The sequence below is a fragment of the Anaerolineae bacterium genome (assembly GCA_016931895.1).
In the GTDB taxonomy this organism is placed as follows: domain Bacteria; phylum Chloroflexota; class Anaerolineae; order 4572-78; family J111; genus JAFGNV01.
Genome location: JAFGDY010000215.1, coordinates 1 through 13,073, shown reverse-complemented (window position 1 = coordinate 13,073; position 13,073 = coordinate 1). Strand labels below are relative to the sequence as shown.

Genomic DNA, 13,073 nt, shown 5'->3' with positions numbered 1-13,073 from the left:
TTCTTGGATTAACACTCATATAGATTTTCGCCTATTTGAAAAGTGTCAACTTAACTATTCGTAAGAGATGAACCATCCCTATTTTTTTGACATAATCTGCATCTTCCAGCGCGAGTCTGTATCCAACTGCCCCCCTTATATTTCCCCCTACCTATTTATGAGTAGGGGCCACTACGCCATTCTGCCTACTGCCTAAGCCAATTCAACAAGGCCAAATATATGATTCTTCCATTCAAAACTATGTCCGGTCAGCCGATGTATTCCCACCAGTTTTGTGGCATACTGAGGGTGTCATTACCAGTACTTATTTAACCTTAATTTTCAGGACAAGATGATGAACATCCGCTGGATTTTAGTGATCATAATTATTTGCGCCGCTATCTTAACTGCCGGTTATCGCCTGACCCAAGCCGAGCCGGAAACGGTGGTGGCGGCCCCGGCTTTGGCGGTAACAGCGCCGGTTAAAGACGTGTCTCTGGCCGCTCAAGCCACAACGCTGGCCGAAGTAGAGGCTCGCGGCGTTGCGGCCGTGGTTGAACAGATGATTGTTTTTGCCGACGAGAATTTTGGATACCACCTCAACTATCCCGCCGCCTGGGAAATGACCCAACTTTCGGCAAATGTGGTGCTTTTCCACTCTGCGGATGGCGGGACCAAAGTAAAGGTAGAAGCAGCCGGGCCAATGCCCGCCGATGGTTTGACCCCTTTTGTGGACCGCAGCTTGTATAATGAAAAAGTGTTGAGCCGACAGTCGCTCACTATTCACGGTTACCCGGCGGAGCGCGTGATCGCCTTTGCCAATAGCCCCGGCGGCCAAAAAACTACCTTTTACATTGAGGCCGACGCTTCCGCTTACGTTATCACCGGTATCGGCCAGCAGAGCGTTATTGAAAAGGTAGCTCGCTCCTTTAATGCGCCGCAAGTTGTGGCGCAGCGATAAACTTGTTGCTTGTTTGCTCTTTGCTCCATGCACCCCCTGGTTTGTCAGGGGGTGTTTTTTTTGATAAGATGAAACTTGGAGAAAAAAATGTATTTACCTGATTATCACGGCGGCAGTATTGTCAACTTAATGAGTTCAATTGGGCAGGCGTTGGGCGGGGAATCGTTATACGCCCCCCTGACGGCGTTGTTGCCGGCAGAACTGGCGGCCTCGCGGAATATTGTTTTGTTGGTGATAGACGGCCTGGGATATGAATACCTGACCACCAGGGGGCAGGATAGTGTTTTTTATAAACATTTGCGGGGTCAAATCACCTCGGTCTTTCCTTCAACCACGGCGGCGTGCGTCACCACGTTTGCCACCGGCGTTGCGCCCCAACAGCACGCTATTACGGGCTGGTTTGTGCATCTCAAAGAGTTGGGCGTGGTATCGGCCATTTTGCCTTTTAAGCCCAGGCATGGCGGCCCGCCGTTCGGCCAGGCTGAAATCAAGGCCAAAGATATCTTTGACCAGCCGCCGCTTACGGCCAGCCTCAAAGCTGATTCTTACGCCATTATGCCCAAAGATTTGGTCAAGTCAGATTACAACCAGGCCACAGCCGGACGGGCCAAATTGTTGGCCTACCGGAATTTGGGCCATTTTTTCAAACGCCTCAGAAAGACTATTCTGTCGGGCCGGGGAAACAGGCAACAATACATCTACGCTTATTGGCCCAAATTTGATACCTTATCGCACGAGCAGGGTAACGGCAGCCAGAAAACAGCCCGCCATTTTGCCGAATTGAATAAAAAACTGAGCGCGTTCCTGGCTTCGCTCAAACATACCGATACAACCCTGATTATCACCGCCGACCACGGTTTTATTGACAACGAAGCCGCCCAAAGAATCGAGTTAAAAAATCACCCCAAACTACAGGCTGCCCTGGCCCTGCCCCTGTGCGGCGAAGGGCGGGCGGCCTACTGTTATGTCCGTCCGGCTAAAACGGCCCAGTTTGAGGATTATGTTGCCGCGCATCTTGGCGATAAGGCTGAATTGTTTAAAAGCGAAGCCTTGATTGCCCAAAATTATTTTGGTTTATTTGAACCTCATCCCAGGTTGTTTGACCGGGTGGGCGATTATGTTTTGCTGATGAAGGATAATTACGTAATCAGAGATTCTCTTTTGGGCGAATCCAGGCAGGTGCATATTGGTTATCACGGGGGAGTAAGTAAAGCAGAGATGTTTGTGCCGCTGATTGTCATTAAAAAATAGGCCTTAGCCTTCCAGCAATTCAACCAATTGGCCGGGCGTGGTTACCCGGATGCCATAGGCTTGTTTCATCAATTCGGCCATTTCTTCCAATACTTGCCCAATTTCAATGCGTTTGCTTCTGATTTTATTTTGCAGCTCAAGGTCGCTTTTGGCCGCTGTGCCCCGGCTGGCTTCTTGTTCCAGCAGGAGGTCCAGGTCTTTTAACCAGGCCCCAATCCACTCGAGCCGTTTTTCCAGCCAGCTTTTCCAAGAGGTTAGAATAGAGTCGTCTATGGTGGGTAGGAGTTGATTGTTGGCCGTTGTTACTCTTTCCGCATCAGGGGGAATGGGCACGGTAATAGGCTGGCCAGGTTCTATTTCGTTGCGACAAATTTTTAGCAGGTTGTCGGTGGCCCCAAAAAGCCATGCCAACTCGCCGTTGACAAAGCCTTGATCGCCCGGTTCCAGATTGAGGCCGGTGACAATGCCGGAGATAATCAGCCCCCCCAGGGCTACCGGGTTGGCCACTGCTTTGTTCCCACCTCTGAGTGATAGTCTCCTGCCGGTTGAAATGATCGCTTCTTCAGGGGGGAGCATGGCGGTGGAAGTAGCAGCGGGAGGCGGAGCGACAGGAGGCTGGGTTTGGTTGAGTTGTTGGGTGAGCCGGTCAAAAAGGCCCTTGGGCGTATCCCCCACCGGTTTTTGTTCGTCGGCCACTTTAGAAATGAAATCAAGCTGCGCTTGTTCACCGGAAGGCTCGTAAGAATTGGCGCAGCTTTGCACCAGTTTCATGGCGGCGCCGGAGCTTGAAGGTTCCAAGAGCCAACTGCCCAGGATGTCCTGGTAGGCCGGATTGAGCACGCTGACGGTTTTGGCCAGGATGTCTTGCATGCTAGTGGACAGGGAGAGAATCAGGCTATCGGCTTTTTGCCAGTCGCGCCAGGCACGGAGGTCTTTGGCATCGCCAAAAATTTCATCCGTAATCCAGTTCCGTAATTCGGTGGAAAAAAGATGATAGGCGGAATTTAATGGGTTTTTGATGACCAGGGCGCGTCGTTCCAGGTCGGGCATCACTTGTTCAGCGCGGGTATAGAAGGTTTCCAACTCGGCGATGGTATCCTCACCTCCATCACGTTCCAATTCCCGCAGGGCCATGACGGTCAGTAGGATTTTTTCGGCGGAGCTGGAGTCGTGCCAGTAATCCCAAAATAGAGGCCCAGCCTCACCATGCACTTGCTCAACCACATAATGGCATCGCGCCGGGCTGTCCATCTCTTTTTCATGAGCGGCAAACAGGTGATGACCGGCCATTTGCAAAAAATGAGGATGGTAACCGGCCACCGCAAAAATCACGTTCAGTTCGCTGATGAGGAACTTAACGCCGGTCTCGGCCAGGTATTGTTCAATCAGGTCTGTGGCTTCTTCCTCCGAAAAAGCGCGCAGGTGGATGGTCGCAAAAATATTAAAGAAGGGCGAAGACCGCACTTCTTCGGAATGGGTCAGTTCCACCAGGCTTTGGCGGCTGGAAGTGACCAGGGCCAAATTGTGGTGGATGGCCAGGGCGCGCAACCCGCCAAAAAAATCGTTGTCAAAATGCTCATTACGGGTAACGGTTTCAAATTCGTCAAGCAGCAAAACAATGTAGAGATCCGCTTCATCAATCAAGGTGAAGATGTCGTCCAAGGTGTAATTATCAATGGTTTCGCTCTTTGTGGCCAGGTCAATTTCAGCCACAATACCTTCGTGGCCCTTGATCGCTCGTTGGACGGCGCGTAAGACCCGCTGCCAAAAACGAGCCGGCATGGTGCTGTCTTCCAGGAGTTGAAAATCCTGGTAAATGAAAATATACTTCTCAGACTCAAGGCCAAATTGAGCCTGCGTCTCTGGATGGGCCAGGTATTTGAGCAGCGACGTTTTACCCGTGCGGCGTTCGCCGACAATGGAGGTTGACTCAAAAGCGGAGAGCAGGCGGCTGTAAACCTGTTCCGCTTCGCGGCGATGGCCAATAAATCGGGCCGGGGCGTCAATGGGTTTGCCATAGGTAAAAGGATTAATGCTCATACTCTCAACTCCACGATAAATTTAGGGCGACCAACTGAGGCGTTCTTCGATCCAGCCGGTGGAATTGGCCTCATCGTAGAATACTGTCCCGTCGGGCGAACCTTCTATTGTAAATAGTTTTTGTAGATTACCGCCATCGGCGCTCATCACCAAAATGGCCCATTCCCCGTTGCGATTACTGACAAAGGCAATGGCCCGGCCATTGGGACTCCAGGTGGGTAGGCCGTCTTGAGCTGAGTCGGTGGTTAGTCGTCTCAGGTTAGAGCCATCGGCGTTGATGCGGTAAATATCCCAGTTACTCTCGCGATTAGACATAAAAACAATTTGCCGGCCATCCGGCGATAGGGCCGGGGCGTAATCTGCGCCAGAATCCGTTACATCCTCGTAGTTGGAAAAATTGGCGGGGGCAATCCGTAAGCCTGCGCCGCTACTGCCCCAGCCCTGAAAGATAACCTGGTTGTTTGCGCCCCAGGTAGGATATTCACCTTGACCCATCAACCGGGCCGGATTATTGAGAAAGTCTGCGTTGGGCGAGGCGTGGTAAAATTCTGAGGCCCGGCTGCCGCTACGACGGCTTAGAAATAAAATGGTGCTGCCGTCGGGACTCCAGGTGGGGAGTTTGTCTTCCAGGTAGTTACTGATCAAAATTTCGTAGCCGCCGCTGCTGTTAGCCGTAACCAATCCCCGGCTGTTGGCGGCCCAGGAGATAAAGGCAATCCGGGAGCCGTCGGCGTTAAAGGCGGGCTGGCTGGCCTCGCGGCGATAGCGGATGGTTTCGCCACCGGCCACATTGCCAAAATAAAGGTCGTAGCTGGTTCCGGCAAAAACTGGGTAGGCAATGGTCCCTTTCAACGAGGCCGCCAGCGCCGGCATGGTGGGGGTGGGCGATGAGGTCGGGGTGGCGGTGGTTGTTGGTTGGGGCGTGTTGGTGGGGGGAACGGGAATTTCCGTAGGGGTCGTCTCTACTGGGGGGGGCGGAGGTGTAATTTGTGCCACAACGGTGGCTTCTACTACGGCGATGCTGGTGGCCGTGGCCTGGCTGGCCTCAATCGCTTCCACCGCCATCGTAGCCGAAGCGAGCGCTTTAGCCAGTTCTTCGGTATCGCCTTCTTGTTGGGCTTCGGCTATCCGGGTGTTGGCCAATATGAGGGCCATTTGGCTTTCTGCCGCCTGGGTGCTGTTGGCTTTGACCAAAGCGGCCAGTTCTGCCACCCTGGTTTCGGAGTCGATGGTTTCTTCAACGGCATCTTGAAAATCTTCGTACAATACAACGGTAAACACCAGCAGGCCCAGTAAGAGCAAGCCCAACGCCGGGGCCAGCCAGCGTCGGGCGCGTTCTAACGAGGTTGGGGCTTCGGCCAGGCGTTGCTGTTCCAGCCGTTCCCATTCTGTGGCGGCTTCGTTGAGTTCTTCCCGGACCCACCCCAATTGTTTATATTGGCGCAACCATTGTTGAATTAATTCAATCCGAAATTCGTACGGCTCCTGGCTGTTGATAATGTCTCTTTCAAAAAGACGTTTCAGCCCGGTGGTTACCTCGCCGGGGGGGGGATAGAATTTTGCGCTGCGCAGGGTGCGTTCCAGATTGCGGCGCATCACGCCCCCTTTGTGTTGCGGCGCCACGTGGGCCAGGGCGGCCAGGAGCGCCTGTTCTACCGGGGCTGAGTCGTCCCAGATAAATTGCAGATTGGGCGTGGCCTGCTCAATCACGTCGCTTAAAACAGCGTCTACATCTGCTGCGTCCAGTTGTTCCGGCTTCCGTTCGGTCCAGCGGGTGAATAGATTGTGGCACAGGAGTTGGGTGTAATAGGGTTGGCCGGAGGTCAGGCGCAAAATCCGTTCAATGGCGGCAGGCGTGTAGGTGTAATATTTGGCCACCGGTCCGGTGATGAGGTCTTCGGCAAAATCTCGTTCTAAAAAACTGATTTTGCGATAAACGGCCAGGTTGAATAGCTGTGAAGAGTCGCGGGCCTCTTCCACCCGGCTGCCCAGGGCAAAAATAAAGTTAAGATGATTGGTGCCCTGAATGAGCGACCGGAGATAGTCAAAAATACTATCCGGCAATTCTCCTGCCTGAACGCGCTCTTCCAGGCGATTGGTTTCATCAAACATTAGCAACAGGCGGCGCGGTTTGAGCGCCTCTATAATGGGCGGCAGGAATACTTCTTCAAAGTGGTGGCGGGGGTGAGCCTCAAAATCGCGGCGATCGGGCCGGTCTAATTGGGGCAGTCCTTCTACTCGGCGCAGGGCCAGCCCAATTTTGCGGGCCATTTCCCACAACAGGCCGTCCATACCTTCCAGGCCCATGCCTTGCAAATCCAGCAAAACCGGCACGTAAGTGTCGTCGCCCAGTTTATCCGGCATGTGATAAAGAACAGAAGTTTTGCCGGCCCGCCGCTCGCCGTATAATACAATGGCGTTGTCTTGATACTCGCCGCGCAGGTGTTGACGCAGCCAGGCGTACACGTCATCGCGGCCAAAAAACATGGCCGAGTCTTTCACCGGCGACCCGGCAATATAGGGGTTGACGATAAAAGCGTTGTTTTCTATTGGCATAAAGGGTGCCCCATGTGATGGTGAAATTGTCTTGACGTTCGGCAATAAAAATCTATAGAATTATAGATGGTTATGTCTAAAGAGTCGAATGAGACGGGAAAATTGCCGGGTTTTTGGACTTTATCCATTTGCTCCCCCTTTGGGGGTCTGGTATACTTTTTCTCACATTGGATGAGGCCAAAATGCTGATTGATTCTCATTGCCACCTCAGTTTTAACACCTTTGATGAAGACCGGGATCAAGTTGTAGCCCGGGCTAAAGAAGCCGGGATAACGGCTATTGTTAATCCCGGCATTAATGTGGCAGACAGCCGGCAGGTTGTGGCGCTGGCCCAAAAAATCCCTGAACTCTATGCCGCCGTTGGCGTGCACCCTAATGATGCGGCTGGCTTTGATGAGGCAGCGCTGGCTCAATTGCGCCAATTGGCCGACCACCCCAAGGTGGTGGCCATAGGCGAGATTGGCCTGGATTATTACTGGGACGCAGCGCCGCGCCCGGCGCAGCGCCGCGTTTTTGAGCAGCAGTTGGCATTGGCCCTGGAACTCAACAAGCCCGTCATCATTCACCAGCGCGACTCGGCGGCAGATACAATGGCCGTATTGCGGCAGTGGAGCATGAAAGGCGACCACCCCGGCCTGGTGCTGCACTCTTTTTCCGGCGACCCGGCCATGGCCGAAGAAGCGATAGAGTTAGGCTTTTACATTGGTATCACCGGCCCGGTGACGTTCAAAAACGCCCGTGATTTACCCGGCATTGTGGCTTGGCTGCCGCCGGAACGGATCTTGGTGGAAACCGATGCGCCCTTTCTCTCGCCGCATCCTTTCCGGGGCAAACGCAACGAACCGGCGCGGGTCAAGCTGATTGCCGAACGTGTGGCCCGGTTGCGCCATCTATCTTTGGCCGAAATGAGCGCTTGTTTAACCAACAATACGGTCACGTTGTTCAATCTCTCCCTGGGGATGGATTGAGCTTTAGGGAGAAAAGGAAATCAATGCCCTTCATAAGTAACTTACTCAACCTTGTTGCCGCAGACATCAAACACGTTGAAAACAAAATGCGTTCCGGCATTGCCGAAAGATACAGCGATTTGCAGGCCGTGGTTGATTATTTGATGGACGCGGGCGGCAAACGATTGCGCCCGGCCCTGACCCTCATGGCCGCTAATTTTTATCCGGTGGACAAGGAAAAAGCTTATGCCCTGGCCGCATCGGTAGAATTGCTGCACACCGCCACCCTGGTTCACGACGACCTGATTGATAACTCCCTCTTCCGGCGCGGCCTGCCCACCTTGAGCGCCAGCTGGAGTCCCGGCGCAACTATTCTCACCGGCGATTATCTTTTTGCCCGTTCCGCCGAATTGGCCGCTGAAACTAAAAACGTGCGCATTGTGACCATTTTTGCCCAAACCCTCATGACCATTGTGGGCGGCGAACTCCAGCAGATGTTCCAGGACGGCCAGGGCAATATTCCCACCATGGAAGAGTATCGCCAGCGCATTTTTGCCAAAACTGCTTCACTGTTTGCCGCAGGCACGCAAACGGGCGCGATTCTTTGTGGCGCGTCTGAAGAAGAAATCCAGGCCCTGCACGATTACGGATATCAGTTGGGCATGGCTTTTCAGGTGGTGGATGATATTCTTGATTTCCAGGGCGATGAAGATCGGATTGGCAAGCCGGTAGCCAATGATTTACGGCAGGGGATCGCCACCCTGCCGGTGATGTGTTTTGCCAAAAAATCGCCCCACCACCCCGTTCTCTTTAAAGCGGTGCGCCGCGAGCCGGTGAGCGACGAAGAAATTTTGGCTGTAGTGGAGCAAATCCGGGCATCCGGCTGTATTGAAGAAGCCATGACCGAAGCCCACCGTTTTGCTCGTCAGGCTCAGGCCGCTTTAGAAATTTTGCCCGACAACGCTTACCGCCAGGCCATGCATGGGTTGGCTGAATATACGGTAGCGCGGGATATTTAATGTTCAATGGTTGCCCGTTATCACCTTATGGACCTGTCAATTGTCATTGTCAATTGGAACGTTAAAAACCTGTTGCGCCACTGTTTACAATCCTTGGACACAGCCTGCCAATCGTCCCCTGATTTAACCACCGAAATCATTGTGGTGGACAACGCCTCTACCGACGGCAGCCCCCAAATGGCGCGAGAAGAATTTCCCCAAATCCGCCTCATTGCCAGCGATGACAACTTGGGCTATGCTTGCGGCAATAACACCGGCGTAACGGCGGCAGCCGGCCGTTATGTTTTTATCCTTAATCCTGACACCGTTGTTCAATCCGATACATTGACCCGGATGGTGAACTATATGGATGCCCGGCCCCAGGTTGGCGCATCAGGCCCGCAACTGCTTTGGCCGGATGGCTCAACCCAATCCTCTCGTCGCCGTTTCCCCACCCTGGGCAGCCTGTTTTGGGAAAGCACGCTGCTGGGGCAGTGGTTTCCGCAAAATCGTTACGCCCAACGTTATCATCTGGCCGACATCCCGCCCGATCAAACGCAAACAGTGGATTGGCTGGTCGGCGCGGCATTGCTGATCCGGCGGGAGGCCTGGCAGCAAGTGGGTCCCATTGACCAAGAGTTTTTTATGTATTTTGAAGAAACCGACTGGTGCCGGCGGGCGGCGGAAGCCGGTTGGGAAATTCATTATCTGCCGGAGGCCAAAGTTACCCATTACGAGGGCCAATCCAGCCAGCAGGTGATGGCTGCCCGGACCCTGCGGTTTCAACGCAGCAAACTGCGCTATGCCCGCAAATATTTTGGGCGGGGCTGGGCAACCACGCTGTATTTTTTTCTGTGGGCCACGTTTGCCATTCAATGGACTGAGGAGACCCTCAAGTGGCTCATCGGCCATCGGCGCGACCTGCGCCGCGAGCGGATGAAGGCTTATGGGCAAATTTTGCGCGAATTGTGAACCGTCAATCGTCAATCGTAAATCCAAAATGAAAGTAACGTTTCTCACCGGCGAATATCCCCCTATGCAAGGCGGCATCGCCGACCATACGGCTTGCTTGGCCGAACACCTGATTCCGTTGGGCGTGGAGTCTTCCATCTTAATTGGCCGTTATTGGCAAGATGCCGCCCATGAGGTCAATATCTCCTGCCTCCCCTTCCCTGCCCACATCCACCCGGTTCTTCCCAACTGGGGCTGGCGTTGCTGGCCGGGTGTCGTTCACTTTTTAAAAAAGCATCAGCCTGATGTCTTGCATATCCAATACCAAGCCGCCGCCTTTGACCTGGGCGGCTGGGTCAACTGGCTGCCCTGGTATTTCCAAAAACGCAACCTCAAAACCCGGATTGTAACCACGTTTCACGATTTGCGCGTGCCTTATATTTTTCCCAAAGCCGGTTCCTTCCGGTGGCGTTCTATGTTGGCTCTGGCCCGCCACAGCCACGCCGTCATCTGTACCAATCGCCAGGATTTGTACACCCTGCAAACGGCCCTGAACATCGAGCCATCTTCCTCTGCGCCCCGCCTGGCCCACATCCCCTTGGGCAGCAACGTGGAACCCCAACCTCCGGCCGATTTTGATCGCCCAGCCTGGCGCAAAAAGTACCAGATCACGGCGGAAACCCTGCTGCTGGCCTATTTTGGTTTTCTTAACCAAAGTAAAGGCGGCGAGGAACTCATTGAAGCTTTGGCCTTATTGCGGCAGCAGGGAATTGACGCCCGGCTCCTGCTCATCGGCGGTGAGATGGGTCACGCCGATCCAACCAATGCGGCTTATGCCCAAAAAGTGCAGACCCTGATTGACCGCCATTGCCTGGCCGGTTTTATCTACCGTACCGGTTACGTGGGCCTGCCCGAAGTTTCGGCCAATCTGCTGGCCGCCGACGTGGTGGTGATGCCTTACCGGGATGGCGTTTCTTTTCGTCGCACCACGCTCATTGCGGCCCTGCGGCACGGCTGCCCCGTGGTCAGCACTTTCCCCACCGATGCTTCGCTCGTTCCTGAAATCAAGCCGGGCGAAAATATGCTCCTGGTTCAACCCCGCAATGCGCGTGCTTTGGCCGGAATAATCAGTCCTCTGGCGCAAGACCATGTTTTGCGGCAGAAGTTATCGCAGGGGGTGAAAGTGTTGGGTGGTTTGTTTGAATGGAATAACATTGCCCGCCATACAACTGAATTATATCGAACCCTAAAAATCTATTAACCATTTATCATTAGGAGTTGCCAATGCCATCCCCACCTTTAACCAACACTAACTTACAACATTTCATTGATGCCCACCAAATCCAGGCCACCATTTTGCCCATGAACCAACACACCCCCACCGTGCCCGATGCGGCGCGAGCCTTGGGGGTTGCGCCGGAACAAATCATCAAATCGTTGGTGTTTTTGGTAAAGGAGGAGCCGTTGCTGGTGATAAACAACGGCCTGGCCAAAGTGGATCAACGTAAAATTGCGGCTTATTTGGGGGTAGGGAAGAAACAGGTTAAATTTGCCGGCGCTGAACAGGCATTGGCTATCACCGGCTACGTGGTGGGCAGTATGCCGCCCTTTGGTCACCGGCAAAAGCTGCGCACGTTGGTAGACCCGGCGCTGACGGGGTTTGAAGTAATTTTTGGCGGGGGAGGAGCTATTGACGCTATGCTGCGCCTGACGCCGGCTGAGTTGGTGCGGGTCACCGGCGCAGAAATGGTTGCGGTTTCTGATTGATTTTACTGATATTTGACGATTTATGGGTTCAGTTTGAGTTTTGCCTTTTCTATTCGTTCGGCCAGGGGGGGATGGGTGTAAAACATGATCTTCTCCCACGTAGGCACCTCCACCATTGCCAGATTCTCTCGCGCCAGGCGTTCAAACATGGCGGCAGCGGCGGCGGGTTTTTGGCTGACGGCCAGGGCAAAATCATCAGCCTGACTTTCAGCAAAGCGCGAAACACCGTTGATTAAAGGCATGGTCAATATCCCAACCAGGGCCATTACCCCCAGCAAGTAGGGATAACCGGCCACATCGTGCGGCCCGATCCATCCCATCCGCCGCCATATCCGGTTGCTCCAAAAACGCCAAACAAATAAACCCAGCCATCCTGTGGCACAGGCGGCCAGCGTGCCCAGCAGCACGTGCCGATATACCCAATGCCCCATTTCATGAGCAATCACCACCTCCACCTCATCGGAAGGGTGTTTTTGCAGCAGCGTGTCCCAGATAAAGATTTTGCTGGCCCCTCCATAGCCGGTGAGGTAAGCGTTGATGGTGGTGGTTTTGTTGCTGGCGTCAATGATAGCGATGTCGTCAATAACCACGCCGGCCCGGTTGGCCATTGTTTGGAGGCGATGTTGCAGGTGGGGGTCGGTGACCGGCGAAATCTCGTAAAACAACGGCTAACCACAATTGGCTCCAGCACAATGTAGCCAAACGTGAAGAGGGTGAAACCAAGACCCGCCCAAATTGGCCAGCGGCGGGGCGCAAGTTTGAGCAGAAGATAAAAACCGCCAAAGGTGATGAGGGTGGTCATCCAATTCACCACCCAGCCAATCCCAAAATCGCGCAGCCACGCCGCCAGGGTTTGGGTGGAGAGGCCAAACTGGTGGCGCAGCACAAAGCCACTGTAAATGGAAAACGGAAAGTAAATCAACGAAAGTCCCAGGCTGAACAGGGTCAGATAGAGGCCGATGATTAGCACATCGGCCAGTGATAACCGGTTACGGGTGAGGCGGGCCAATCGCTGGTCGAGCCACTTGAAACCGGGAACTCGCCGGATAGGCGGCAGCCATTTGTCTGTGAGCCAGGCTCTCAGTTTGACCGCCAGCCCACTGTATTGCATCAGGAACAGTAAGATCGGATAAATCAGGAGTCGTTCGACGCGAATGGATAGACTCAGGCTGTGTAGGGCCTCGGCTTTGGGGCTGCTCTGCAAGGTGCCGCCGGCCAGCGCCACCGGCGCCGGGCTGAGGGTAGAGGCGCGCTGCCCAATACCCGTGCCAAAATAAACAAGCGGGCTGAGGATGATGAGGACAATGGTCAAAAACAGAAGTTTGCGGAGTAACATGGTAGGGTCTGATTTTCGCGTAGCTAGATTACTATAAAAGTGATTTGCAAATACCTTCGATAGTTTAGTGTGTACTGTGACCAAAGATAATGGTCTGGTCAGTTTCCGCCCAAATCCGCCAGCCCATGCCGCAGGGCAATCACCGCCGCCTGGGTGCGGTCAGACACGCCCAGTTTGGCAAAAATCGAGCTGACGTAATTCCGCACGGTTCCCTCCGACAGATACAATCGTCTGGCAATATCGGTGTTGTTCAACCCCTGCGCTAACAAACGTAACACCTCCCGTTC

Annotated in this window: 12 protein-coding genes; 7 read left to right on the top strand and 5 right to left on the bottom strand. The window is 53.8% G+C overall.

What is annotated here, in order from left to right:
- The first annotated feature begins 331 nt into the window (after positions 1-331).
- Both JW953_16180 and JW953_16175 read left to right on the top strand, forming a co-directional pair.
- On the top strand, positions 332-940 hold the full coding sequence (locus tag JW953_16180; GenBank protein ID MBN1994236.1) for a hypothetical protein: 609 nt from the start codon (positions 332-334) through the stop codon (positions 938-940).
- 87 nt (positions 941-1,027) lie between these two features.
- On the top strand, positions 1,028-2,191 hold the full coding sequence (locus JW953_16175; protein ID MBN1994235.1) for an alkaline phosphatase family protein: 1,164 nt from the start codon (positions 1,028-1,030) through the stop codon (positions 2,189-2,191).
- 3 nt (positions 2,192-2,194) lie between these two features.
- Here JW953_16175 and JW953_16170 read toward each other — a convergent pair whose 3' ends face one another.
- Positions 2,195-4,231 carry an AAA-like domain-containing protein gene (locus JW953_16170; protein MBN1994234.1) on the bottom strand — a complete coding sequence of 679 codons (2,037 nt, stop codon included), beginning with the start codon at positions 4,229-4,231 and terminating at the stop codon, positions 2,195-2,197.
- Between the two features lie 21 nt (positions 4,232-4,252).
- Positions 4,253-6,787, bottom strand: a complete 2,535-nt coding sequence (locus tag JW953_16165) for a PD40 domain-containing protein (protein ID MBN1994233.1) — start codon at positions 6,785-6,787, stop codon at positions 4,253-4,255.
- A gap of 182 nt (positions 6,788-6,969) precedes the next feature.
- On the opposite strand from JW953_16165, the gene JW953_16160 reads away from it, so the two are divergent.
- Genes JW953_16160 through JW953_16140 form a run of 5 tightly spaced genes read left to right on the top strand, consistent with a single transcriptional unit; the run spans position 6,970 to position 11,450 of the window.
- Positions 6,970-7,755, top strand: coding sequence for a TatD family hydrolase (locus JW953_16160; GenBank protein ID MBN1994232.1), 786 nt, complete (start codon positions 6,970-6,972; stop codon positions 7,753-7,755).
- Positions 7,756-7,778: 23 nt separating this feature from the next.
- Entirely contained in the window at positions 7,779-8,753 is a 975-nt protein-coding gene (locus tag JW953_16155; GenBank protein MBN1994231.1) for a polyprenyl synthetase family protein, read from the top strand.
- A 6-nt stretch (positions 8,754-8,759) separates the two neighbouring features.
- Positions 8,760-9,704 (top strand): glycosyltransferase family 2 protein, encoded by a 945-nt coding sequence (locus JW953_16150; GenBank protein ID MBN1994230.1) that lies wholly within the window; start codon positions 8,760-8,762, stop codon positions 9,702-9,704.
- A gap of 28 nt (positions 9,705-9,732) precedes the next feature.
- Complete coding sequence (locus JW953_16145; GenBank protein ID MBN1994229.1) at positions 9,733-10,944, top strand: glycosyltransferase family 4 protein; 1,212 nt, start codon at positions 9,733-9,735, stop codon at positions 10,942-10,944.
- 23 nt (positions 10,945-10,967) lie between these two features.
- On the top strand, positions 10,968-11,450 hold the full coding sequence (locus JW953_16140) for a YbaK/EbsC family protein (protein MBN1994228.1): 483 nt from the start codon (positions 10,968-10,970) through the stop codon (positions 11,448-11,450).
- A gap of 20 nt (positions 11,451-11,470) precedes the next feature.
- On the opposite strand, the gene JW953_16135 is transcribed toward JW953_16140, so the two are convergent.
- From JW953_16135 to JW953_16125, 3 genes are all read right to left on the bottom strand, one after another.
- Entirely contained in the window at positions 11,471-11,896 is a 426-nt protein-coding gene (locus JW953_16135) for a M48 family metalloprotease (GenBank protein ID MBN1994227.1), read from the bottom strand.
- A complete protein-coding gene (locus JW953_16130) occupies positions 11,893-12,786 on the bottom strand; it encodes a hypothetical protein (GenBank protein ID MBN1994226.1) in 894 nt (297 codons plus the stop codon). The genes JW953_16135 and JW953_16130 overlap by 4 nt, the downstream gene beginning before the upstream one ends.
- Before the next feature lie 98 nt (positions 12,787-12,884).
- Positions 12,885-13,073, bottom strand: a 189-nt coding sequence (locus JW953_16125; protein ID MBN1994225.1) for a response regulator transcription factor, incomplete at its 5' end; no start/stop codon positions are given.

Excerpts from the sequence above, each read along its gene's own strand:
- JW953_16180 (MBN1994236.1), top strand. The coding sequence starts at position 332 with ATGATGAACATCCGCTGGATTTTAGTGATCATAATTATTTGCGCCGCT.
- JW953_16175 (MBN1994235.1), top strand. The coding sequence starts at position 1,028 with ATGTATTTACCTGATTATCACGGCGGCAGTATTGTCAACTTAATGAGT.
- JW953_16170 (MBN1994234.1), bottom strand. The coding sequence starts at position 4,231 with ATGAGCATTAATCCTTTTACCTATGGCAAACCCATTGACGCCCCGGCC.
- JW953_16165 (MBN1994233.1), bottom strand. The coding sequence starts at position 6,787 with ATGCCAATAGAAAACAACGCTTTTATCGTCAACCCCTATATTGCCGGG.
- JW953_16160 (MBN1994232.1), top strand. The coding sequence starts at position 6,970 with ATGCTGATTGATTCTCATTGCCACCTCAGTTTTAACACCTTTGATGAA.
- JW953_16155 (MBN1994231.1), top strand. The coding sequence starts at position 7,779 with ATGCCCTTCATAAGTAACTTACTCAACCTTGTTGCCGCAGACATCAAA.
- JW953_16150 (MBN1994230.1), top strand. The coding sequence starts at position 8,760 with ATGGTTGCCCGTTATCACCTTATGGACCTGTCAATTGTCATTGTCAAT.
- JW953_16145 (MBN1994229.1), top strand. The coding sequence starts at position 9,733 with ATGAAAGTAACGTTTCTCACCGGCGAATATCCCCCTATGCAAGGCGGC.
- JW953_16140 (MBN1994228.1), top strand. The coding sequence starts at position 10,968 with ATGCCATCCCCACCTTTAACCAACACTAACTTACAACATTTCATTGAT.
- JW953_16130 (MBN1994226.1), bottom strand. The coding sequence starts at position 12,786 with ATGTTACTCCGCAAACTTCTGTTTTTGACCATTGTCCTCATCATCCTC.